Below are 22697 nucleotides of genomic sequence, written 5' to 3' on the forward strand. Positions count from 1 at the left end.
GGGGGGGGATTTTTTTGTTTTTTGGGTGGGGGCCCTCCAAACCCCCCACTCCCACCGGGGCGGGCCGGGCTCCGGGGGGCCCCCCCCCGTCGCCTTTTTGCTTTGGGCGCCGAACTGCCTTGCCGGCTTAGTGCTTTGGTGCCGCGTGCTGTGGTGCCGCGTCAGGAAGCGCGGCGGGCGCGGGCGGCCCGGCGCTTCAGTGCACGGCGCTCGTCCTCGCTCATTCCGCCCCACACGCCGGCATCCTGTCCGGACTCCAGCGCCCACTGCAGGCAGGTGTCAACGACGGGGCACCGGCGGCAGACGCTCTTGGCCTCTTCAATCTGCAAAAGCGCCGGGCCAGTGTTGCCTACGGGGAAAAACAGCTCCGGGTCCTTGTCGAGGCAGGCCGCGCGGTTACGCCAATCCATGCTGATCAGTCACTCCATTCCTGGGAAGTCAATACCCTTTGTGAAAATATTCACTAGGGCTTACATAGGAAAGGGGCCCTGCAGGGCCCCCTTGGTCATCTGGATCAAGCGTTTCATGTTAACGCTGTGTAAACAAGGGGTAGTGGACCACGAAATCCCCAAGAAACGTGAGCGATGCATCACATCAGCGGGCCGCCCCGCCGTGTGTCGACTATCTCGGGTAGTGTGCCAGTGTGTCAAGACCCCCAAAAGACCCGTCCGGCCCGCTCGCTGACGCCGGAGATGGACATCCGGAGGACCGGGGCTCAGCCCGAACGCAGCCCTCGAGCCCCGTCCGTCCCCGCGCCATCGCCGTGATCTCCGGGATTGTGGCCGCCGAGGCCACGGCCCTGCTGGCCGCGGCGGCCTGGTACGGATTCCAGCTGGCCAGCGGGGCGCCCGTGATGTCCTTCTGGGGTGCCGTTTTCACGCTTGGTCTGCTGCTGGCCTTTGCATCCTGGCTGTTTGCCGTTGCTGTGTTCCTGTTCCGGGGCTTCCGCTGGCCGCGGGCCGGTGCACTGGTGGCCCAGTTATTCGTGCTGACCATCGGCTTTCCCACACTCACTGGCGGACTTCCGGTGGCCGGCGCCGCGATGCTGATCCCCGCCGCCACCGCCATCGTCCTGCTGTTCGACAAACGCGTGATTCGCTTCGCCTCCCGCGCCGCTTCCAATCCGCCGGCACTCTAGGGCCTCCTGACATCTTCGGCCAGAGCCAGCTGAACGGGCATTGCCGCGCCGTCCGCCACGAGGAGGGCGCGCCCCGGCGGGGGATGGGAAGCCGGCTCAATCCGCAGTCCGAAGATGTCGCCGTCCAGCGGACTGCGGGGCGCTATGAGGATGCCCCTGCCGCCACTGCGAGCTGCCAGCGCGAGCGGGACACGCTGCAGCAGTGACTGGCTGAACGCGGCCGAAAAAACCACCGCCCAGCCGCGGGTGTTCAGCTCCATGAGGTGCTGATGGGACGTGGCAGGCAGCATGTCGGCGTCGTCGACGAGTAGCACGGCGTCCCGCGGCAGGCGTCCTTCCACGGCATCGCGGTGGGCCTTCGCCCAAAAGTCGGCCGGACCGGGCTCCGGGCCGGGGTGCAGCCACCCGGACACCGGCGGATTGAGTGCCGGCAGGGATGCCAGGAACGACGACTTGCCTGAACTGGCGCTGCCCAGCACGGCAAGGACCCCGCCTCGCGCCAGGGGCACCGCTACAGGGGCGGGTTCGTCCCCGCCCATACCGATGACCAGGCGCCGGGCCTCACGCACGGCGTGGGCTGCTTGGGGATCTGGTCCGGGTCCGGGCGGGCGTGAATCTGGGCCGCCCGAAGCATGGACACGGGAAGCAGCTGCGTCTGAGGCACGGTTGCCTGAATCATGGTCGTGGGAAGCAGGCGCTGCTGCAGCCCGGCCGCCTGATTCCGGGTTGGGTCCGGGCATGCGGGAGAGTACGTCTGCAACAGAGAGCTGCACCGGTAGGGGATCCACGCGGAAGGGCTTGACCCGCACCGGCACCTGCACCGCGTCACCAGGGGCCACGGCGCTTCCGTGACCGGCAACACTTCCGGCTTCCGGGGCGTAGAGCTGGCAGACCGCCTGGCGCCCGGCCGTCAACGCCCCGGATGCGACGGCGCGGCCCGGAAGCTCCGCGAGGTCGGGCATTTTGGGCCAGGCCAGTCTGCTTTCGGCGCTGGCACCCCGCGGGCAGTAGATGCGGTTGGGGATTTCAGGAAAGAACCGCGACGTCACGAGTTCTCGGTCGCCGGAGATCACGACGCTGATCCCGGCAGGACCGCCGTCCCGGATGATGTCCTGGACATGGTCTTCGGCGCGGGTCAGGGGGCCCGCGCGGAGGGCGGACAGCCAGGAACCCCAGCCTGAAATAACCAGTACCAGTGGCGGACCGGAGGCTGCCGGGAGCCGGCTGAGCCGCGAAGACATTTCGGCCGCCAGGCGCTCCAGGACGCGCACGCCGCGGCGGAGGTCGTGAAGGTTTACAACGGATCCAGTGCGTTGCCCGTCCGCCAGGCCGGTCAAGGACCCGTCCGCGTCGAGGACATAGAGGTGGCATTCCGTGGGGTGGGAGAGGAGCTGCCGCAGTGCCGTTGACATGGCATGTGCGGCGTCACGGGATCCCGCGCCGATCAGGGCCAGATGCCCATCGGTTCCGGGCCGCCAGGTCAGAGCGGCAAGCCGCTGCTCCTCGGGCAGATCCAGCAATCCCAGCCCCACGGCCCAATCGCCGGCCGCTTCCGCCAAGGGGCCGGCAGCGACGGTTCCGCCCGGCACGGTGGCATTCGCGGTGAGTGCGGCCACGTCCGCGGGACAGGCCAGCACGTCCGGCAACGGCGGAGCAACCGGACGGCGCACGGCGGTACCGCCCATCCCGGCCCACAGGGAGGCAGCCAGCTCCACCACCGGCCTGGCGGCGTCGGCCGGGGTTGCCGGCGGAGGGCTGCTGCCGGTGGCAGCCGGAGCCATCGCCAGTGCAAAAGTGGTCTCAAGCACCCTGACCCGGCAAGCGGCGGAGTCGTCGTTGGCGGCGGTAATTGACGCGGACTGGAACTCCTCGGCAGCTTCGGCACCCCTGGCCAGGTAGGCGCGGCCGGGCCGGTTGACGGGTATCGCCGAGGCCGCATTGGTGCCGATCACATCGGCTGATTCGTGCGGGGACTGCACACGCAGCGCGATGCTCGTTGTGACGTTCGCACGGATGTCCGCCGTGAGGGCTCCCTGCGGGCGCTGGGTGGCCATAATGAGGTGGATGCCCAGCGCCCGGCCAATGGCCGCAATGCGCATCAGCTCGGTCAGGGTCCCAGGCGTGTCCTCGACGAGCATCCGGAACTCATCGATGATGAGGATCAGCTGGGGGAGCGGTGGTCCGCCGGCCGGGGACAGGCGATACGCGGCCAGGTCCGGGGCGTTGGCGGCGGCGAGCAGCTGCTCGCGCCTGCGGACTTCTGCCCGCAGTGACAGGATCGTGCGCTCCAGCTCGCTGCTGGCGAGGTCGGTCAGCATGCCCACGCAGTGCGGGATGTCAGTCAGCGGGCTGAGTCCGGACCCGCCCTTGAAGTCGAAGAAGAGAACATTGACGCGGTCCGGCGGATAGCACAAAGCGAGCCCTGCAGTAAGGGTGCGAAGCAGCTCCGACTTTCCGGACCCTGTGGTGCCCGCAATGAGGACGTGCGGCCCATCGGCTTCAAGGTCGAGAACCCGCACGCCCAGGGCTGTGCGGCCCAGGGGGACGGCGAGTCCTGGCTTCAGCCTGCCTGCTGCCCAGCGGATAGCCGTCGCAGCGGCCGACTGGTCAAGGAGATCGCCAAGCCCGCAGCGCGCCGGCACGGACTGCCCGCCGGCTGACACGGCAGAAAGGGACTGCCGGTACCTCCGGCAGTAGCGGTCGAAAACGCCGGACGGCACGAGGTCCGCAACGAAGCGATGACGTGAATCGCTGGCATGAAGCATTGCCTCTCGCCCGCCAAGCTCAACAGCGGTTTCCGCCGGCTGTTGTCCCCGGCCCGGGAAATGGACCACGCGCCAGCCCAGCCGCCGGGCAGCTGCGATGATGCCGGCTTCGGGGGTGCCGTCTGCCGCGCCGCCGAACAGCAGCAGGATGCGGGACACGCCCTTCCCGCCGGGCGTGTCCGCCAAGGCCGCCATAACGTCAGGGACCCTTGAATGGAGTGAGACGCCTGGAAGGAACCGGGCTGCGAGCGGAAGGACGGACGCCGGTCCGTGAATCGCGATCCGGGTACCCCTGGCCAGCGGATACCCGGTGAGCTGCATGAGGAAAGAGTGCGCCAGTCCGTGCACCTCTGATTCCGGCCCCCGGACCGAAACGACCCCCGGGCCCGGATCAAGGAGCAGCGGCACCGCCCCGAGCCGAGGGGGTTTGAAGCCCGGCTGGTCCGGCTCCAGACGTATGTTGGCCAGCTGGTCAGCCAGGCCGAGCCTGAGCCAGACCCCCGCAGGCAGCGGCCCCGGATCATCTGTGTACTGCTGTCTCTCCGGTTCGGCGTTCCGGCCGGTGCCCCCAGCGTTCCGCCCCGGAAACTCAGTGCCCAGCGCAAGGACCGCAGCGGACGGCCCGGACCGCCGTCGTCGATCCAGATCCTGCTTAGCTGCGGCCGCGACTGCCGATCTGACTTCACGGCGCTGCCGTGCGCCCGAGACCACGGGGACAAGGAGCGTCACTGCCGATACCGCAGTAAAGGCCAGAAACATCCACGACCCTGTCACCAGCGCCAGCCCCACCCCCATGATCACGGGGAGGACCGCCCCGAGAACCAGCACGGCCCGGCCTGCGGGCGCGGCCGGGCGCGGGACGGTCAGTGGCTCCGCTACGGAGCTGCCAGCAAACCCCAGCTCAGCGGCCCGTGCGTCTGACGGTGCAGCCAGCACGACTGACATGGAGGAATTGCTGCAGCGGATGCGGGAACCGATCCTGACAGTTGTTTTTGTTACCCGTTTGCCGTCGACCTCGGTTCCGTTGATGCTGCCAAGATCCACCAGCGTCAGGGCTGTGTCAGACACCTCAATTCTGGCGTGCTCGCGGGAAAGATCGGCATCCGGAACGGTCAGCTCGGCGTTGGTCCGGCCGATCCGGTAGCTTCCCCGGCGCAGCGGAAGAACAGAGCCTGCAGCCGGGCCGCTGTCCACGGTGAGGAGCACGGCAGCGGGAGGCTGGCCGTCAGCAACCGGCCCGGACCCGGTGCCGCCAGCGGGGCCATCCACCAGAACGGCCCCGTTGACCAGGGGCGCCCTGCCGAGACTCAGCCCGCAGAGCGGCAGGCCGGCAACCGTCAGACCGCGCGTCTGGAAGCGGCGCGAAAGCTCTGCCTCCAGGTCTGTGCCCGGACAACCCTCCGGGGCCGTCACCGTCAGCTCCACCGGCCGGGCAGAGCAACCGGACCCGGCAGAAACGGCCCCGGGGGCGCGGACCAGCGTGCATTGCAGCTGCACCGGCAACCTCCGTTCGTCTGGAAATTCTTGGCTACACGCTAGTGTCGGCGGGGCTGGAAGGGCTGCGGCGAATGTGCCCATGTGGAAAACCCGCCGGCCGCTCCGGGCTGCAGAGTCCGGCTATTCAGTCGACGTCGCGGAATCGGCGTAAGGACCGGTCAGCGGATAGTGTTAAGCAAAACCGGGTGTGGCAGCGTGGCTGCCACCTGCCAGTCCTGAGAGAAAAGGCTTCTGACACGTGAAGATTGCTGTAATTGCGTTGGGAAAAATCGGGCTGCCGCTTGCCGTCCAGTTTGCTTCGAAGGGCCATGACGTCGTCGGCGTCGACGTCAACGAGCAGGTCGTGGAGCTGATCAACGCTGGGACCGAGCCGTTTCCGGGCGAGGCCCACCTGCAGGAGAAACTTTCCGAGCTGGTGCCGGCGGGCAAGCTGCGCGCCACCACGGACTACGCCGAGGCTGTTCCCGGCGCCGACGCCGTCGTGCTGGTTGTTCCGCTGTTCGTGGACGCCGACGCCAAGCCTGACTTTGGCTGGATGGACGGCGCAACAGCGGAGCTGGCCAAGCACCTGACCCCGGGCACCCTGGTGTCCTATGAGACAACCCTACCGGTGGGCACCACGCGCACGCGCTGGAAGCCCGCGCTCGAGGCGGGCTCCGGGCTGGTCGAGGGCCAGGACTTCCACCTCGTCTTTTCCCCCGAACGCGTCCTGACCGGACGGGTGTTCGAGGACCTGCGCAAGTACCCCAAGCTGGTGGGCGGCCTGTCCGAGGCGGGCGCAGCCAAGGCCGTTGAGTTCTACGAGGCCGTGCTGGACTTCGACGAGCGTGCTGACCTTCGCCGGCCGAACGGTGTGTGGGACCTGGGTTCCGCAGAGGCGTCAGAGCTGGCCAAGCTGGCCGAGACCACATACCGCGACGTGAACATCGGGCTGGCCAACCAGTTCGCCCGGTTCGCCGGCACCGCAGGCATTGACATCTACCAGGTCATCGAGGCGTCCAACTCGCAGCCGTACAGCCACATCCACCAGCCGGGCATCGCTGTCGGCGGTCACTGCATCCCGGTCTACCCGCGCCTGTACCTTTGGAACGACCCCGAGGCGACGGTGGTCCGGGCTGCCCGTGCCGCCAACGCAGACATGCCGGACTACACGGTGGGCCTGCTCGAGGGTGCCTACGGCGACCTCACCGATGCCCGTGTGGTGGTGCTCGGTGCCGCCTACCGTGGCGGCGTGAAGGAGACGGCCTTCTCCGGAGTTTTCGACGCCGTCTCCAGCCTCGAGAAGCGCGGCGCAGCGGTAACGGTCCACGATCCGCTCTACACGGATGCCGAACTCGAGAAGCTCGGCTTCACCGCGTACCACGTTGGCGAACCGGTCGACGCGGCTATTGTCCAGGCCGACCACGCCGAATACCGCACGCTGTCCCCGGCGGACCTGCCCGGCATCAAGGCCTTCATTGATGGCCGCCGGGTGAGCTCTGCCGAGCAGTGGGACGGCGTCGTTTACCGCGTTATCGGCAAGGCCTGAGAGCGCTTCGCGGCAGCCTTTGCCGCTGCGGCCGGGCCGCAGCGGCACTTCTGAGAGGAACCAAAGTATGACGACGACCATTGCTCCGAGCGCCGACGTTTCGGACCAGGCGATCCTCGGCGAGGGAACGAAGATCTGGCACCTTGCCCAGGTGCGCGAACAGGCGAACCTCGGCGCGAACTGCATCGTGGGACGCGGCGCCTACGTCGGCACCGGCGTGCAGATCGGTGAGAACACCAAGATCCAGAACTACGCCCTGGTGTACGAGCCGGCGAAGCTCGGCAAGGGCGTCTTCATCGGCCCGGCCGTGGTCCTGACCAACGACACCTACCCGAGGTCGGTCAGCCCGGACGGTTCGCTCAAGAGCGCCCACGACTGGACGCCGGTGGGCGTGACCATCGAGGACGGCGCCTCCATCGGAGCACGCGCCGTGTGCGTTGCCCCGCTGACGGTGGGCCGCTGGGCTACGGTGGCTGCCGGCGCGGTCGTCACCAAGGATGTGCCGGCCTTTGCCCTGATGGCCGGTGTCCCTGCCCGCCGCCTTGGCTGGGTGGGCAAGGCCGGCGAGCCGCTGCGCCTGGAGGGCGACTTCTGGGTCTGCCCCGCCACCGGCGCCAAATACATTGAAGACGGAAATTCCCTGAAAGAGTCTGAGGAGAACGCATGAGCTACGACTTTATCCCCGCGGCGAAGCCGATCATCGGCGACGACGAGCGGGCCGCCGTCGACGCCGTTCTGGCCACCGGCATGCTGGCCCAGGGCCAGCAGGTCGCCGAGTTCGAGAAGGAATTCTCCGAGGTTCTCCTCGACGGCCGCTCCTCCGTGGCCGTGAACTCCGGAACCTCGGGACTGCACCTGGGGCTCCTGGCCGCCGGCGTGAAGGCGGGCGATGAAGTCATCGTTCCTTCGTTCACCTTCGCCGCGACCGGCAACTCGGTGGCTCTGGCCGGGGCCACCCCGGTGTTTGCCGACATCGAGCTGGACCACTACACGCTGGATGTGGACCACGTCGCCTCGCTGATCACGGACAAGACCAAAGGCATCATGCCCGTACACCTGTACGGCCACCCGTTCAACGTCGAGGGTCTCGGGAAGCTCGCCGCAGAGCGCGGGATCGACCTGTATGAGGACGCCGCCCAGGCGCACGGTGCCAGCTTCAACGGCCAGAAGGTGGGCACGTTCGGCAAGTTCGCCATGTTCAGCCTGTACCCCACGAAGAACATGACCTCCGGCGAGGGAGGCATGGTCTCCACCCTGGACAGCACCGTGGAGCGGAACCTGCGCCTGCTGCGAAACCAGGGCATGGAAAAGCAGTACGAAAACGAGCTCGTGGGCTTCAACGCCCGGATGACCGACCTGCACGCCTCCATCGGCCGCGTCCAGCTGAAGAAGGTCCTCGGCTGGACCGAGCAGCGCCGGCAGAATGCCGCCTTCCTGACCGCCAACCTCCAGGGCGTCGGCACGCCCAAGGTGGCCGAGGGCGCGTCCCACGTCTACCACCAGTACACGATCCGGGTGCCGGAGGACCGCGACGGCCTGGCCAAGGCCCTGCGCGAGGAATACAACATCGGCACCGGCGTGTACTACCCGGTTCCGAACCACCGGCTGCCCTCCTTCAACCGCACCGAGGACCTGCCGAACACGGAAACCGCGGCCAAGGAAGTCCTCTCCCTGCCGGTCCACCCGTCCCTGGGCCAGAACGACCTGGACCGCATCGTCACCGCGGTCAACAAGCTCGTCCAGGCAGGTGCCTGATGGCTAACCTGCGCGTCGGCCTCATTGGCCTGGGCATGATGGGCCGCCACCACGCGCGGGTGGTCCGGGAGCTCGACGGCGTCGACCTCGTGGCCGTCGCCGACTCCTTCGGCGACCCGCACGGCGTTGCCGGCCAGCTGGATGTCCTGTCGTCCGTGGAAGAGCTCATCGCCGCCGGCATCGACATGGCAGTGGTGGCCGTCCCCACCGGCCTGCACGAGGAAGTCGGACTGGCCCTGGCCGACGCCGGTGTCCACACCCTCGTGGAGAAGCCGATCGCCTCCAGCGCGGAGGCCGGACAGCGCCTCGTTGACGCCTTCGAAGCCAAGGGGCTGGTCGGCGCCGTGGGCCACATCGAACGGTTCAACCCGGCACTGCAGTCGCTGCGCAAGCGGATCGAGGCCGGCGAACTGGGGGACGTCTACCAGATCGCCACCCGGCGCCAGGGCCCCTTCCCGGCCCGGATCGCCGACGTCGGCGTGGTCAAGGACCTCGGCACACACGACATCGACCTGACAGCCTGGCTGGCGCAGAGCCGCTTTGAATCGATCTTCGCCCGCACCACCACCCGCAGCGGCCGCCCGCACGAGGACATGGTCGCTGCGACAGGCCAGCTGGGCAACGGCGTTATCACCAACCACCTGGTCAATTGGCTCTCACCGATGAAGGAACGCCTCACCATCGTCACCGGCGAAAAGGGCGCCTTCGTGGCCGACACCATCACGGCGGACCTGACGTTCTTCGAGAACGGCACAGTCGCCACCGAATGGGAGTCCATGGCCGCGTTCCGTGGCGTCTCCGAAGGCAATGTCATCCGGCTCGCCATCGCCAAGCCGGAACCGCTGCGCACCGAACACGAAGCGTTCCGCGACGCCGTCCTCGGCCTGCGCAGCGACGTTGTCACCATGCGCGAAGGCCTGGACACGCTCCGGGTGGCCGAAGCCGTGCTGGAGTCCGCCACCAACCGGCAGATTGTGAAGATTGCTGCTTCGTGAGTGAAAACCGACCTGTCAGGGTCACCGTGGCAACACGGCTCTTTACCCCGGAAGTGGGCGCGGCCTCGTTCAGGCTGAAGGCCCTTGTCGACGGCCTGATGGCCAACGGCGCCGATGTCAGCGTCGTCACCACCAGGCCGCCCAAGGGATCGCCGGCGTTCAAGCCCCGGTACAAGGTTTCCCGGTGGCCCGTGCTGCGGGACGCCGGGGGCAATGTGCGCGGTTACGTGCAGTACATGAGCTTTGACGTGCCGGCCTTTTTCCGGCTGCTGTTCTCGCGGGCTGACGTGGCTGTGTCGGAGCCGCCGCCCACCACCGGCGTGGTCGTTGCGCTGGCATCGGCCCTGCGGCGCAGGCCTTTTGTCTACTACGCGGCCGATATCTGGACTGAAGCTTTGTCCGCCACGGATGTGCCCGGCGTCGTCATCAGCGTGATGCGGGCGGCGGAAGGGTTTGCGCTGCGCAGGGCGGCCAGGGTCATCGCCATCTCGGATGCCGTGGCCCAGAAGGTCGAGCAGTTCGGCGTTCCGCGGAACCGCGTGACCGTCGTCGGCAACGGGATCGATACCTCGGTGTTCGGGCCCGAGGGGGAGACTACCGGCTCCGACGGACCGTACTTCGTGTACACCGGAACCATGTCCGAGTGGCAGGGCGCCGACATCTTCATCCGTGCGCTGCCCGCCGTGCTCGCCCAGCACCCCGGTGCCAGCATCCGTTTCTTCGGTCAGGGTGCCGACGAGCCCCACCTCAGGGAGCTTGCGGAGAAAACAGCGCCCGGCCATGTGACCTTCGGCGGAGTCATTCCCCCCGCAGACGCGGCCCGCTGGATCCGGGGGGCCGCCGCAGCCCTGGTCAGCATCAAACCGGGCCAGGGCTACGACTTTGCCAAGCCCACCAAGATTTATGCCGCCGCCGGCTGCGGTACGCCCGTGGTCTTCGCCGGAACGGGGGAGGGCGCGGCGCTCGTCTCCGGCAACGGACTCGGCGAAGCGGCCGGCTACGACGTGGACAGCGTCGCCGCCGCGATGTGCCGTGTTGCTGCCGGCGTAGAATCCGGCGGCAACGCGGACGGCCGGGATGCAAGGGCCGGCTGGGTGCTGAAGCATGCCTCGCTGGCAACGTCAGGACAGCATGCCGCCGCTGAAGTGCTCGCCGTCGTTCCGTTCAGGGCGTAGTTTGCGTCGACGGACCAACGCCAGGTTGGCCGCTTTCAACGCCGGTGCACCCGCACCCGGAATCGTTGGGACGGCAAGCGGCGGCCGCAGCCGGAATGCGGGACGTTTTTTAACTTCGGGTAGTCTAGACCCGGCAGATAGGGCTGCTGAACCCTGCCACCAACACACACAGGAGAGTTGTGAACGCTGATCTCGTCGTAGTCGGTTCGGGTTTTTTTGGCCTGACAATCGCGGAACGCGCCGCCACGGAGTTGGGGCTGAAGGTCGCCGTCCTGGACCGCCGCCACCACATCGGCGGCAACGCGTACAGCGAAAATGAGGCCAAAACCGGCATTGAGGTCCACCGGTATGGCGCCCACCTCTTCCACACCTCCAACGAGCGCGTCTGGGAGTACGTGAACCGCTTCACGGCGTTCACCAATTACCAGCACAAGGTCTACACCAGCCACAAAGGCGAGGTGTACTCCATGCCCATCAACCTGGGCACCATCAACCAGTTCTTCCGGTCCTCCATGGGACCCGGCGAGGCACGGGCCCTCATCCAGGAGCAGGCCGGTGAACTCGCGGGCACCGATCCGCAGAACCTGAACGACAAAGGGATCCAGCTGATCGGCCGGCCGCTCTATGAGGCGTTCATCAAGTACTACACGGGCAAGCAGTGGCAGACCGACCCCAAGGACCTGCCTGCGGAAATTATTTCCCGGCTCCCCGTCCGCTACAACTACGACAACCGCTACTTCAACGACACACATGAGGGACTGCCGGTTGACGGCTACACGGCGTGGATCGAGCGGATGGCTGACCACCCGAACATCGAGGTCCACCTCAACACGGACTTCTTCGACGGCGGCGAATTCGGCCGGGAGGCAGTGCGCGGCCAGGTGCCGGTCATCTACACCGGGCCCGTGGACCGTTACTTCGACTACGCCGAAGGCGACCTGTCCTGGCGCACCATCGACCTGGAGGAAGAAGTGCTCCCGATCGAGGACTTCCAGGGCTGCTCGGTGATGAACTACCCGGACGAGGACGTCCCGTACACCCGGATCCACGAGTTCCGCCACTTCCACCCCGAGCGGGACTACACGAAGGACGCCACGGTCATCATGCGGGAATTCTCCCGCTTTGCCGAGAAGGGCGACGAGCCCTACTACCCGGTGAACACCGCAGTGGACCGCGAGAAGCTCCTGGCCTACCGCGACCTCGCCCGCGGAGAGGAATCCGTGCTGTTCGGCGGCCGGCTGGGAACCTACAAATACCTCGACATGCACATGGCCATCGGATCGGCACTGAGCATGTTCGACAACAAGATCAAGCCGCACTTCAGCGGCGGTGCGAAGCTGGAAAGCGGAGGAGTAGACGCATGAGCGTAGCGACGGAGTTCCGGCAGGGAACCGAACCGGGCACTGACGAAACAGTGTGGAAGACAGTCCACCGCGTTGTTTTCCCGATCGACGGCGATACCGACACCCTCCCGCTGTACGTCGACTTCGACGCTGCGCGCCGTGTCGTCGGCGGCCAGGACTTGGCGATCAGGCGAGGGACCACCGCTTCACCGGTTGCCCCCCAGCGCAGCCAGCTCCGGTCGGACTTCATCCTTGGCAGGCGCCAACTGTCGCTGCCGGCCTACCGCAGAGTTTCGTTCGGAACATATTTCAATGCTTTCCCCGCCAGCTACTGGCGGGCGCACACGGACGTTCAAAAAGTCAAGCTCAGCGTCGAAGTGGACGCCGAGGCAACGGTTATTGTTTACAAGTCCAGTCCCCGGGGAACTGCCAACCGTGTCCAGAGCATGCATGTCACGGGTGAAGCAACGGCTACTTGCGAACTGTCACTCACCACTTTCGCCGACGGCGGTTGGTACTGGTTCGACCTGGTCGCTCACGGGGACGACGTGACGCTGAAGCAGGCAGACTGGTCGGTTCCTGAACCCGAGGGCTTTAACCCGGGAACGCTCTCCATTGCTGTGACCACGTTCAACAGGCCGGACTACTGCGTCAAGCACCTGCGGACGTTCGCCGAATCTGACGAACTGCTCGCCGTCATGGACCGGCTGATTGTCACCGACCAGGGCAACCAGAAGGTTCGCGATGAGCCTGGCTTCGAGGAAGCCGCCGCGGTCCTCGGCGACAAGTTCAAGCTCATCGAGCAGGGAAATCTCGGGGGATCCGGCGGCTTTGCCCGCGGAATGCACGAGACCGTGGAAGAGGGCGAGAGCGAGTACGTCATGCTCCTCGACGACGATGTCGTCGTGGAGACCGAGGGTGTGCTCCGGGCCGTTCACTTCGCCAACTTCACGCGTGGTGCGACCATCGTGGGCGGGCACATGTTCAATCTCTTCGAACGCTCCGTGATCCACAACTTCGGCGAAGGCATCAACGAGTATCGGTTCCAGTACGAGCCGATCGGGGAAGGGCAGATGGCCCATGACTTTGCCGCCAGCAACCTTCGCACCACACCATGGATGCACCGGCGAATCGATGTTGACTACAACGGCTGGTGGATGTGCCTGATCCCGACGTCGATCATCAGGGAAATCGGACTGGCCCTGCCCGTCTTCATCAAGTGGGACGACGTCGAATACGGCATCCGTGCCAAGGCAAACGGCTACACGACGGTGAGCCTGCCCGGTGCGGCGGTCTGGCACCTGCCCTGGACCGAGAAGGACGACACCATCGACTGGCAGGCCTACTTCCACCAGCGGAACCGGTGGGTGGCGGCAATGCTGTACTCGCAGTACGAAAAGGGCGGCCGTCTTCCCCTCGAGAGCTTCCTCCAGGACGTTCGGCACCTGCTTTCCCTCCAGTACTCGGCGGTTGAGCTGAGGAACCGTGCGCTCAAGGACCTGCTCGACGGGCCCTCGCACCTGCACCGGACCATCGGCGGCAAGCTCCCTGAAATCCGCAAGGTCCGCTCGGAATTCCCGGATGCCCAGGTCAGCAAGGACATCACTGAGTTCCCCGCCGTCAAGCGGCTGCACCTGCCGAAGTTCGGCATGGTTCCCACCCGGCCCAAGAACTTCGCGCAGACCGTGACGAGCGCCCTGTCCGGCGCGATCCGCCAGCTCCGCCCTGTTGACCCGGCCGCAGTACAGCACCCCGAGGCCGTGGTACCGGCAGCGGATGCGCGCTGGTGGCGCCTTTCGCACCTGGATTCCGCACTGGTGTCGGCTTCCGACGGTACAGGTGCCTCCTGGTACCGCCGGGACAACGTCCGCTTCCGCAAGGAGCTGCTGCGGAGCCTTGCCCTGCACACCCGCGTGCTGGCCCGTTGGGACGAGCTCTCCGCGTCCTACAAGAAGGAACTGCCCAACTTCACGTCCCCGGACGCCTGGCGCCAGACCTTCGCGGCCAACTCCGGCTCCGACGCTGAACAGCAGAAGCCCGGTCAGTGACAAACGGACGCACCTCTCCGACCCAACAGGACTCCGGCCGGGCCCTGGTGGCGCCGGGAACCGGGAACGGGCTCGTTGACGTGTTCCGTTCCCGGTTCCTCCTGAAGCTGCTTGTCCGCAAGGAGCTCAGGATCAGGTACCGGGGCTCGGTCCTCGGTCTGCTGTGGACCTACGTCAAGCCCGGCGTCCAGTTCGTTGCCTTCTACATTGCCCTCGGCGTTTTCCTGGGATTGGAGCAGAGCCCGACCAACAGGGGAGGACTGCCCAACTACGCGGTCTACCTGTTCTCCGGGATTATCCTGGTGAACTTCTTCACGGAGTCCCTGAGCACGGCGACGCGTTCCATCGTCAACAACAGCGGGCTGATCAACAAGATCTACTTGCCGAGAGAATTGTTTCCGGTTTCCTCGGTGTGGGTCTCGGCGGTCCATTTCTTTCCGCAGTTGTTGGTCCTCCTGGTGGCCTGTCTCTTCAGCGGCTGGCGGCCAGGCCCACTGGAGGCGGTCACCGCCGTCGCCGGTTTTCTGATCATCGCGCTGTTCGCAACCGGGCTGGGGCTGTTCTTCGGGGCAGTCAACGTATATTTCCGTGACTCAGAAAACCTGGTGGACCTCATCCTGCTGATCGCGACCTGGATAGCTCCGGTGCTTTATTCCTGGCGCATGGTGCAGGACAAAGCCGGCGAAACCTGGTTCACGGTGTACCAGCTCAACCCGATCGCGGTGGCGGTTGAAGCCTTCCACCATGCGTTCTGGCTCCCGACGACTGCCGGGGCGGAGGGAAGCCCGCCCAACCTGCTCACGGTGTGGATTCCCGTGGGGCTGCTCATCTCGCTTGCCATTCTCTTCCTCGGCCAATGGACTTTCCGCCGGCTCGAGGGCCGCTTCGCACAGGAGCTGTGAGCCTTGACCACCGCTATTGAAATCCGCAACATCAACAAGCAGTTCGTCCTGCGGCATACCCGTTCGCTCAAGGAAGCACTCGTCTGGCTCCTGCGGGGCCGCAAGGGTGATCTGTCCAAGAAGTTCCATGCCCTCCGCGACCTGTCCATCGACGTCGAACACGGTGAAACTGTCGCACTGCTTGGGCTTAACGGCTCGGGCAAGTCGACGCTCCTGAAGCACATCTCCGGAGTGATGCGTCCTGATTCGGGTACGGTCCGGACCGGTGGGCGCGTGGCTGGCCTCATTGAAGTCGGCGCCGGTTTTCACCCTGATCTGTCGGGCCGTGACAACGTATACCTCAACGGAGCAATCCTGGGGATGACCGAGGCCCAGATCAATGAGAAGTTTGACTCCATCGTCGAATTTTCCGAGATCGGGGAGTTCATCGACACTGAAGTCAAATTCTATTCCTCAGGCATGTACCTTCGGCTGGCGTTTTCGGTGGCGGTCCACACGGACCCTGACGTCTTCCTGGTCGATGAAATCCTGGCCGTGGGTGATGAGCCGTTCCAAAAGAAGTGCCTCAACAAAATCAAGGAACTCGCGGCGGCCGGCAAGACGCTGGTGGTGGTCAGCCATGACCTCGACCTGGTCTCGCACGTCTGTGAGCGTGGAGTGCTTCTGGAACACGGGCGGGTGGTCATGGACGGCCCGGTGGCCGACGTGATTGGCCGGCTCCGGGGCAACTAGGATTTTCACGCTCAACCGTACGCTTCCGCTGCACTGCAGCCGTCCAGCCGATCCCGGCCGGCCCTGAAACACCCTTGGAGGAAAATTTGTCCTGGCTGACCTCGTTGCCGGCCCTGCTAGTCGCTGCAGCCGTGGTGCTCCTGCCCGGTGGTGCGCTTGCCTGGGCTCTCGGGTTCCGGCGGACCAGCCTACTCGGACTCGCCCCTGTACTGTCCCTGTCCATCGCGGGCGTTGGCGCTGTGCTGGCGCCATTCGTCCGTGTCGACTGGGGCGTCGGCGTCGTGCTTGTGACCGCCGCACTGGCGTTCGCGGCAGCGTGGGCGGTGACGCGGCGGCCGTGGCGGCGCCAGGAACCTGGGGCGGACCGGAGCGCCGTGCAGCTGGCCGACAGCTGGCCGACTACGGCGGCTGTTGCCATCGGTGTTGCCATTGCGGCAGCACTTATCGCCCGCCGGTACATCCAGCTGGTAGGTGCACCGGACAATATTTCGCAGCGCTACGACAACGTCTTTCATCTCAACGCCGTCCGCTACGTTCTGGACACGGGCAATGCGTCCACCCTGAACCTCGGCAGCATGGCCGGCGGTACCGGCGGCCTGTCCTCCGTGTATCCCGCGGTATGGCATTCGCTGGCTGCCCTCGTTTCGCAGCTGACTGGTGCGTCCGTCCCTGTCTCGGTGAACGCGGTGAACCTCGTTGGTGCTGCGGTGATCTGGCCCGTTTCGGTGGTGTTTTTGACGCGTGTTGTCATCGGCCCTCGCCCCATCGGCCTGATGGCCGCAGGTGTGATGTCTGCCGGCTTCATGGCCTTTCCCTACCTGCTGTTGGTGTGGGGGCCGCTGTTCCCCAACCTGCTCTCGGTCAGCGCCCTCCCGGCGGTCATCGCCGCCATGATACTTGTTTGCCGCATGTCGGCGACACTCCGCGAACCTGCGCTCCGGGCTTGGCTCGGGTTGCTCTTGGCGGTTCCCGGCCTGGCGTTGTCCCACATGAGCGCGGTTAATGCGCTGCTGGCATTTAGCGTCCCGGTTGTCCTGTCGCGGCTATTCCTCCACGTCAGGGAGATGATCCGGACGAAAGCGCCGGCTATGCGATTCGTCGTCGTGGGTTTGGTCACTGTCGTTGCGGCAGCCGCCGTGCTGGTCGTGTGGCAGAGGCTCCGTCCGGGTCCCTACAACGGCTGGGCGGCCCATCAAACGGTGGCGGGAGCTGTAGGTGAGGTGGTGGCCAACGCGCCCATGAACAGCGATGTCACACTCATCATTTCAGTCCTGGCGCTGATCGGGATGGCTAGGATCATCCGCCGTCGCACGGCGCTGTGGTTACTCGGATGTTATTTTGTTGCCGGGTTCCTCTACGTTGTGGACGCGGGTTATGCGGCTGGCTGGGCCCGGGCTTTCTTCACGGGAACCTGGTACCAGGACACCAACCGGCTGGCTGCCTATCTTCCAATCTTTGTGGTGGTACTCGCCGGCCTTGGTGCATTGGCCGCAGCCGATTACATCAAAGCGGCTGCCGGCGTCCTGGCCTTAAACCTGCGGCCGGTTAAGGCACTTGGGAAGTGGCCGAGCGGCGTTGCGGGCCTTGCCGGTATCACGCTGGTATCTCTCGGGCTCGGGTGGGTCACGCAGACCGGCCCGGTCAGCGGATATGTGAAGGCCAGCCAGTACTTCTTCAAGCGCGACACCAAAGAGTCCATCGTGTCCACGGACGAGTACGCGCTGTTGGCGCGCCTGGCCACCAAGGTCCCGGAAGACGCGGTGATCGCGGTGAACCCGTGGAACGGCGGGTCGCTTGCATACGCTTTTGCCGACCGGAAGGTGCTGGAATTTTACATGGGTCAGCGGGAGAGCGAGAGCATGCGGGTCGTGGCGGAGTCACTCGCTGACGCAGACACATCACCTGCGGCATGTGAAGCCGTGAAGGCGACGAAAGTATCCTATGCCCTCGATTTCGGTGACAAGTATCTCCTCAATCACCCTGAGAGCAAGATGTATCCCGGCTTGCAGAACCTCGAGTCCTCGAGGGCGGTGCAGCTTGTGGACGAGCAGGGCAGCGCGCGGCTGTTCAAAGTCGTGGCCTGCAACTAGTACAGCAAAAGACCTCCGGATCAGGCGCCCTGCTGGGTGCCTGATCCGGAGGTCTTCTTTAGCCCGTGTAGCGCGTCAGCTTCCGAATGCCTGAAGCAGCGCCGCCACAGTGCGCTCAGCGGCGTGGCCGTCGCCGTACGGAGTGGCGTCCGTCGGTACCGGCGCCGGCCGGCGTACGGTGTCCGCAAGGACACTCAGGTCCTTGCTCACCAGCACATTCCAGCCAAGTTCGACGGTCTCCACCCATTCAGTTTCGGGGCGGATCGTCGTGCACGGCGTGCGGAGCAGGAAAGCTTCCTTCTGCAGTCCGCCGGAGTCTGTGATGACGCCAGCGCTGTTCCGGACGGCGTGGACCAGCTGCGGGTAGGCAAGCGGGGACGCAACGCGCACCGCTCCCTGCTCCAGCTCAATGCCGTGCTTGGCCGCAAGGCTGACTAGCCGGGGGTGGGCCAGCAGGAATACCGGCTTCTCGAGGCTGGCCAAGGACCCGATAATCGCCGCCATCCGTTCCGGAGCGTCCGTGTTGTCCGGCCGGTGGATGGTGCAGACGTAGTACTCGCCCGGAGCTGCGTCGACCGGCAGCGGCTGGTCCCCGCCGTCGAGCATGTCACGGACCTTAAAGAGGACGTCCGTCATGACGTCGCCCACCAGCACCGTCTTTTCGGCAAGACCCTCGGTCGCCAGGTGTTTGACGGCTACTTCGGTCGGTGCGAGCAGCACGTCCGCGCTGTGATCGGTGAGCACGCGGTTGTGTTCCTCGGGCATCCGCCGGTTGAAGGAGCGAAGCCCGGCTTCAAGGTGCGCGACAGGGATGTGCAGCTTGATGGCAGCGATCGCAGCCGCAAGGGTTGAATTGGTGTCACCGTAAACGAGGACGCAGTCAGGACGGCATTCTTCGAGGACCTCTTCCAGTCCGTGCAGCATGGCCCCGGTCTGGGCACCGTGCTTTCCTGACCCGACACCGAGATTAAAGTCGGGTGCGGGGATGCCGAGATCGCGGAAGAACACGTCGCTCATCAGCTCGTCATAGTGCTGGCCGGTGTGGGCGATCAGGTGTTCGGCCTTGCCTTCCATCGCAGCCGCAATGGGCGCAAGCTTCACGAACTGGGGACGTGCGCCAACGACGCTAAGAATTCGCATGAGAGTGTTTTACCATTCTGTTTTTAACGGGTTGGATGTTCGGACGTAATCTTCAGGCGGACACGAGCAGCGCACGCAGGATACGCCGCTCGGCCTCTTCGTCCACTTCCGAGCTGAGCAGGTCAGCGGCCGAGTGAACATTGGCTTTGTACTTGGCGATGTCCGCCGGTGTCATGCTGCTGATCGCCTTGGCAAGGGAGGCAGGCGAAAAATCGTCCGTGACTACCCCGAGGGAGTGTTGCCTGATCAGCCCCGAGGTTTCGGGGGAGGGCCCGAACACGATTGCCAGACGGGCCTGCACGAAATCGAAGAACTTGTTGGGCAACATGAGTTCCTGGTTCCGCGTTTGCGGCGGAAGCGTATAGATGCCGACATCGTATCGGTTGAGGACACCGGGCAGTTCGCCGGGCGTGACCGGCGGGTGAAATGTGATCTTGCTGTTGCCCGCGGGCAACGACTGAAGGGCCCGCAGGTAACGTCCGCCGTCGCGAGCGGGAATGAGGTAGAAGTCGAGGCTGTAACCATCCCCGAGCATGTTTACCGCCTCTATCATGCCCTCCAGGTTCCGGCCCGGAACTGCTGCGCCGCTGTGGACAAGACGGATCACATCCGACGCCTGCTGGCTCGGCTGGAGGTCCGCAAAGGGCCTGGCGTTGCGGACGGTAGCAGTAGTGCAGCCAAAGTTCTGTTGATACAGCCGGGCAATGGAATCGTTCACCACAGTTACCGCCTGCGTGCCGGGAAGATACTTCCTGCAGACATACGTCATGAAGGGCTTGACCAACAGCTTCCAGGACAGGACCTGAACCCGTTCCTCGGGGGCCCACTCGTGCATGTCGCCCCACACCGGGGCCTGCCCCGCTACGTGATGGGCGAGAGGCAGTGCCCGGGCTTCATTGGCCACCACCAGATCGAAGGAACGTCCCGCCAGGAGCCGGACAGCCGATTTTATGGCCGGAGCCTTCAATTCAACGGCCCGGAACCGGCGCAGAGCCAGCAGAGCCACGCCCATGGGCGTTTGGGGGAGAGACCACAACGACGAGTCAATCTGCAGGTGCTCGGCCGCAGCCGAAGGCTTATCTCCGTAGCCGATGGTGGTGACGTCACCGAACTCCGCAAGGACGTCCAACTGCCGCAGGACACGCGCATCCGCCTTGATATCGGAAAAGGAAATACAGAGAATTTTTGGGCGCATCGTTCCATTCTAGAGGGTGGGGCCATAGGAGCCGGGCCGGGCCAGCGCTGCGGCCAGGGCGGCTTCCCCTGCAGGGTCCGCTTCGAACAGTGAGTGCCTGTTATGCGATACTTGCGTAGTGAGTCGCACTTGGATTGTCATCCCTCTGTTCAACGAGGCCCCTGTCATCGGCTCCGTCATCAAAGATCTTCTGCCGGAGTTTCCGCACGTCGTGTGCGTCGATGACGGGAGCTCCGACACCTCAGCCCAGGCCGCCCGCGACGCCGGCGCCGTGGTGGTGCAGCATCCGGTGAACCTTGGGCAGGGCGCGGCGCTGCAGACCGGTTTCGAGTACGTGCTCCAGGATCCGGAGATGTCCTGCGTGGTGACCTTCGACGCCGACGGCCAGCACAGGGTCAGTGACGCCGCGGCCATGGTAGCGAGAATCCGTAGTGGAGAGGCCGACGTCGTGCTAGGCTCCCGATTCCTCGATTCGCGGACACGTATCGGTCCCGTCAAGAGGATGGTGCTGCGGACGGCTGCCGTGCAGTCCCGCTGGAGTACCGGCATGCCCCTGACGGATGCGCACAACGGCCTCCGGGCGTTCAACCGCCACGTGGTCTCGAACATCCACCTCACACAAAACAGGATGGCCCACGCCTCAGAGTTGATCCAGATCCTTGCTGCTCTAAAGCCGAGATGGACCGAGCACCCGGTGGAGATTATCTACACTCAGTATTCGAAGTCGAAGGGCCAGTCACTTCTCAATTCCGTCAACATCCTGGCGGACCTGCTTTTTAGGTAGACCCTATGATCATCATCGTTCAAGTAGTCCTGGTTCTCGTCGTTGTTTTCTTCTCGCTCATGCTCGTGCGCGGCGGGTCAAACGCGAAGCACATGGCCGTGCGCCGCATCATGGTGATGCTCTTCGCCATTTCCGCGGTCTTGTCTATCTTCTTTCCGACGATTCTTAGCCAGCTGGCGCGCCTCGTCGGTGTGGGCCGGGGCACCGACCTGATGCTGTACGCCTTCATCGTCTCGTTCCTCGTCTACATGTCCACTACACACCAGCGCTTCCGGCAGACCGAGACCACCCTGACCAAGCTGTCCCGCAGGATCGCTCTGGATGAAGCCGAGCGGCCCTGGGAACGGACCTCCCCGTCCGGTACGGCACACGCCGGCCGCGCGTGGCAGGCGTCCCAGCTGGTGGATGGGGACGAACCCAAGGCGACGGCGGCCCCCCGTACCGGCCGGTCAGCTGAACGAGCCGGGTAAATCTGCAGCCCACAGCTAGGGGCTCTCTGCGGCTGCCAACTGGTGATAGTGCTCTGCGAGCTCCAAACAACTCTTCTCGAGACTGCGCTCGGTACGGGCGAACGCCAGGGCGGACGTGCGCAACTGCTCCCGGGACTGTGGGTCCAGGCGGAAGATGTCTTCCATCCGCATGCGCAGGGATTGGATGTCGTCCTCAGGAACGAGGTAGCCGGACTCCGGGCCCACCATTTCTGAAGTCCCGCCGCTGTCATACGCGATGACCGGGGTGCCGCAAGCCTGGGCTTCAAGGAGAACCAACCCTGCGGCCTCACGCGCCCCCTTGTGAAGCCGGCTGGGGGCAATCAGCACGTCGGCTTGCTGAAGCTGCGCGAGCACGCTTTGACGGCTTAGTTGCCCCAGATACGAGATGTGCGGATTCTGCTTGGCCGCAGTTTCGACTGCACCTTCCAGTGGTCCCCGGCCTGCAACTACAAGCCTGTGGGGAACGCCGCCGATTAGTTCGTTAGACGCCTTTATCAGGTCGGTTATGCCCTTTTGGTGGTTGAGGGCTCCAATGAACAAGGCAACAGGGGCGGGAGTTTCAGCGTTCCGTTGTCCCGGCACAAAAACGTCGGTGTCCACACCCAGGTAATGAACTTCAAGCTTTTTTGCAGGGAAACCGTATTGAATTGACAGATCCGCCAGATAGCGGCTTACGGCCAGGATCCGTGTGCTCTGTTCCATGGCTTCACGAAGGTTGTACTTGTGCCACCGGGCCATCATTGAGGTCGGTTGCTTTCCTGCTGTCACCACGTCGGCCCCATGAACGGTGGTGAGAAGGGGAATTCCCTTGCTCCGGGAAGCCTTTACGGCCGGCCAGGACCAGGTAGCGAAGTGCTGGTGAATAACTTCCGGGCCGTACTCGCCAATTGCTTTGGCCATCCTCGGCATGACAAAAGGAAGATACTTTTCGCGGTCTTTGAAGGGCAAGTGCCGCTGCGGTGCGAAGTCCGTGATCTCAAGATTCTCCGGGGGATCCGTAACCTCGGCAGCCATGGTGAAGAAGCGGAACTCCATCTGCTCGCTCATTCTCGTCGCATGCGCGATGGCGAAATATGTGGGGGGAATGAGCAGCGAGCTCTTGGTGAGTGCAATCTTCAT

The 22697-nt window shown here is 65.0% G+C and carries 18 protein-coding genes; 13 read left to right on the plus strand and 5 right to left on the minus strand.

Translation table 11 applies throughout. The features are described from left to right. Window positions 1–161 precede the first annotated feature (161 nt). Window positions 162–410 (minus strand): WhiB family transcriptional regulator, encoded by a 249-nt coding sequence (locus AC5RWD_RS01375; protein ID WP_003804966.1) that lies wholly within the window; start codon window positions 408–410, stop codon window positions 162–164. A gap of 233 nt (window positions 411–643) precedes the next feature. Between AC5RWD_RS01375 and AC5RWD_RS01380 the strand changes: the two genes are divergently transcribed. Next, window positions 644–1138, plus strand: a complete 495-nt coding sequence (locus AC5RWD_RS01380) for a hypothetical protein (protein WP_494018333.1) — start codon at window positions 644–646, stop codon at window positions 1136–1138. Here the strand turns inward: AC5RWD_RS01380 and AC5RWD_RS01385 are convergent. Then, the gene (locus AC5RWD_RS01385) at window positions 1135–5400 is read right to left on the minus strand and encodes an FtsK/SpoIIIE domain-containing protein (protein WP_494018334.1); all 4266 of its coding nucleotides are present in this window, start codon (window positions 5398–5400) and stop codon (window positions 1135–1137) included. The two genes, AC5RWD_RS01380 and AC5RWD_RS01385, sit on opposite strands and share 4 nt — an antisense overlap. Window positions 5401–5638: 238 nt before the next feature. Here AC5RWD_RS01385 and AC5RWD_RS01390 point away from each other — a divergent pair, with 238 nt between their 5' ends. From AC5RWD_RS01390 to AC5RWD_RS01435, 10 genes are all read left to right on the plus strand, one after another. Next, window positions 5639–6928: a nucleotide sugar dehydrogenase gene (locus AC5RWD_RS01390; protein WP_494018335.1), complete on the plus strand. Its 1290-nt coding sequence runs from the start codon at window positions 5639–5641 to the stop codon at window positions 6926–6928. 67 nt (window positions 6929–6995) lie between these two features. Next, window positions 6996–7595 carry an acyltransferase gene (locus AC5RWD_RS01395; RefSeq protein ID WP_494018336.1) on the plus strand — a complete coding sequence of 200 codons (600 nt, stop codon included), beginning with the start codon at window positions 6996–6998 and terminating at the stop codon, window positions 7593–7595. Then, window positions 7592–8683 (plus strand): DegT/DnrJ/EryC1/StrS family aminotransferase, encoded by a 1092-nt coding sequence (locus AC5RWD_RS01400; protein ID WP_494018337.1) that lies wholly within the window; start codon window positions 7592–7594, stop codon window positions 8681–8683. Before AC5RWD_RS01395 ends, AC5RWD_RS01400 begins: the two co-directional genes overlap by 4 nt. Next, a complete protein-coding gene (locus tag AC5RWD_RS01405; RefSeq protein ID WP_494018338.1) occupies window positions 8683–9678 on the plus strand; it encodes a Gfo/Idh/MocA family oxidoreductase in 996 nt (331 codons plus the stop codon). Before AC5RWD_RS01400 ends, AC5RWD_RS01405 begins: the two co-directional genes overlap by 1 nt. Further along, entirely contained in the window at window positions 9675–10853 is a 1179-nt protein-coding gene (locus AC5RWD_RS01410) for a glycosyltransferase family 4 protein (RefSeq protein WP_494018339.1), read from the plus strand. The genes AC5RWD_RS01405 and AC5RWD_RS01410 overlap by 4 nt, the downstream gene beginning before the upstream one ends. A gap of 179 nt (window positions 10854–11032) precedes the next feature. Further along, window positions 11033–12217 carry a UDP-galactopyranose mutase gene (glf, locus tag AC5RWD_RS01415; RefSeq protein ID WP_494018340.1) on the plus strand — a complete coding sequence of 395 codons (1185 nt, stop codon included), beginning with the start codon at window positions 11033–11035 and terminating at the stop codon, window positions 12215–12217. Then, window positions 12214–14244: a glycosyltransferase gene (locus AC5RWD_RS01420; RefSeq protein WP_494018341.1), complete on the plus strand. Its 2031-nt coding sequence runs from the start codon at window positions 12214–12216 to the stop codon at window positions 14242–14244. The genes glf and AC5RWD_RS01420 overlap by 4 nt, the downstream gene beginning before the upstream one ends. Continuing rightward, window positions 14241–15146, plus strand: a complete 906-nt coding sequence (locus tag AC5RWD_RS01425) for an ABC transporter permease (RefSeq protein WP_494018342.1) — start codon at window positions 14241–14243, stop codon at window positions 15144–15146. The genes AC5RWD_RS01420 and AC5RWD_RS01425 overlap by 4 nt, the downstream gene beginning before the upstream one ends. Window positions 15147–15149: 3 nt before the next feature. Next, window positions 15150–15878, plus strand: a complete 729-nt coding sequence (locus AC5RWD_RS01430) for an ABC transporter ATP-binding protein (RefSeq protein ID WP_494018343.1) — start codon at window positions 15150–15152, stop codon at window positions 15876–15878. Between the two features lie 134 nt (window positions 15879–16012). Beyond that, entirely contained in the window at window positions 16013–17968 is a 1956-nt protein-coding gene (locus tag AC5RWD_RS01435; RefSeq protein ID WP_494018535.1) for a DUF6541 family protein, read from the plus strand. A 75-nt stretch (window positions 17969–18043) separates the two neighbouring features. Here the strand turns inward: AC5RWD_RS01435 and wecB are convergent, their stop codons facing one another. Both wecB and AC5RWD_RS01445 read right to left on the minus strand, forming a co-directional pair. Beyond that, entirely contained in the window at window positions 18044–19108 is a 1065-nt protein-coding gene (gene wecB / locus AC5RWD_RS01440; RefSeq protein WP_494018344.1) for a non-hydrolyzing UDP-N-acetylglucosamine 2-epimerase, read from the minus strand. A 52-nt stretch (window positions 19109–19160) separates the two neighbouring features. Continuing rightward, on the minus strand, window positions 19161–20303 hold the full coding sequence (locus AC5RWD_RS01445; RefSeq protein ID WP_494018345.1) for a glycosyltransferase family protein: 1143 nt from the start codon (window positions 20301–20303) through the stop codon (window positions 19161–19163). A gap of 118 nt (window positions 20304–20421) precedes the next feature. Between AC5RWD_RS01445 and AC5RWD_RS01450 the strand changes: the two genes are divergently transcribed. Further along, the gene (locus tag AC5RWD_RS01450) at window positions 20422–21087 is read left to right on the plus strand and encodes a glycosyltransferase family 2 protein (protein WP_494018346.1); all 666 of its coding nucleotides are present in this window, start codon (window positions 20422–20424) and stop codon (window positions 21085–21087) included. Window positions 21088–21092: 5 nt separating this feature from the next. Beyond that, entirely contained in the window at window positions 21093–21557 is a 465-nt protein-coding gene (locus tag AC5RWD_RS01455) for a DUF2304 domain-containing protein (protein WP_494018347.1), read from the plus strand. Between the two features lie 15 nt (window positions 21558–21572). Here the strand turns inward: AC5RWD_RS01455 and AC5RWD_RS01460 are convergent, their stop codons facing one another. After that, a complete protein-coding gene (locus tag AC5RWD_RS01460; protein ID WP_494018348.1) occupies window positions 21573–22697 on the minus strand; it encodes a glycosyltransferase in 1125 nt (374 codons plus the stop codon).

Source organism: Arthrobacter sp. CMU6 (assembly GCF_059090205.1).

Coding starts and splice junctions, on each gene's coding strand:
- AC5RWD_RS01375 (WP_003804966.1), bottom strand. CDS start 410: ATGGATTGGCGTAACCGCGCGGCCTGCCTCGACAAGGACCCGGAGCTG.
- AC5RWD_RS01395 (WP_494018336.1), top strand. CDS start 6,996: ATGACGACGACCATTGCTCCGAGCGCCGACGTTTCGGACCAGGCGATC.
- AC5RWD_RS01400 (WP_494018337.1), top strand. CDS start 7,592: ATGAGCTACGACTTTATCCCCGCGGCGAAGCCGATCATCGGCGACGAC.
- AC5RWD_RS01405 (WP_494018338.1), top strand. CDS start 8,683: ATGGCTAACCTGCGCGTCGGCCTCATTGGCCTGGGCATGATGGGCCGC.
- AC5RWD_RS01420 (WP_494018341.1), top strand. CDS start 12,214: ATGAGCGTAGCGACGGAGTTCCGGCAGGGAACCGAACCGGGCACTGAC.
- wecB (WP_494018344.1), bottom strand. CDS start 19,108: ATGCGAATTCTTAGCGTCGTTGGCGCACGTCCCCAGTTCGTGAAGCTT.
- AC5RWD_RS01445 (WP_494018345.1), bottom strand. CDS start 20,303: ATGCGCCCAAAAATTCTCTGTATTTCCTTTTCCGATATCAAGGCGGAT.
- AC5RWD_RS01455 (WP_494018347.1), top strand. CDS start 21,093: ATGATCATCATCGTTCAAGTAGTCCTGGTTCTCGTCGTTGTTTTCTTC.
- AC5RWD_RS01460 (WP_494018348.1), bottom strand. CDS start 22,697: ATGAAGATTGCACTCACCAAGAGCTCGCTGCTCATTCCCCCCACATAT.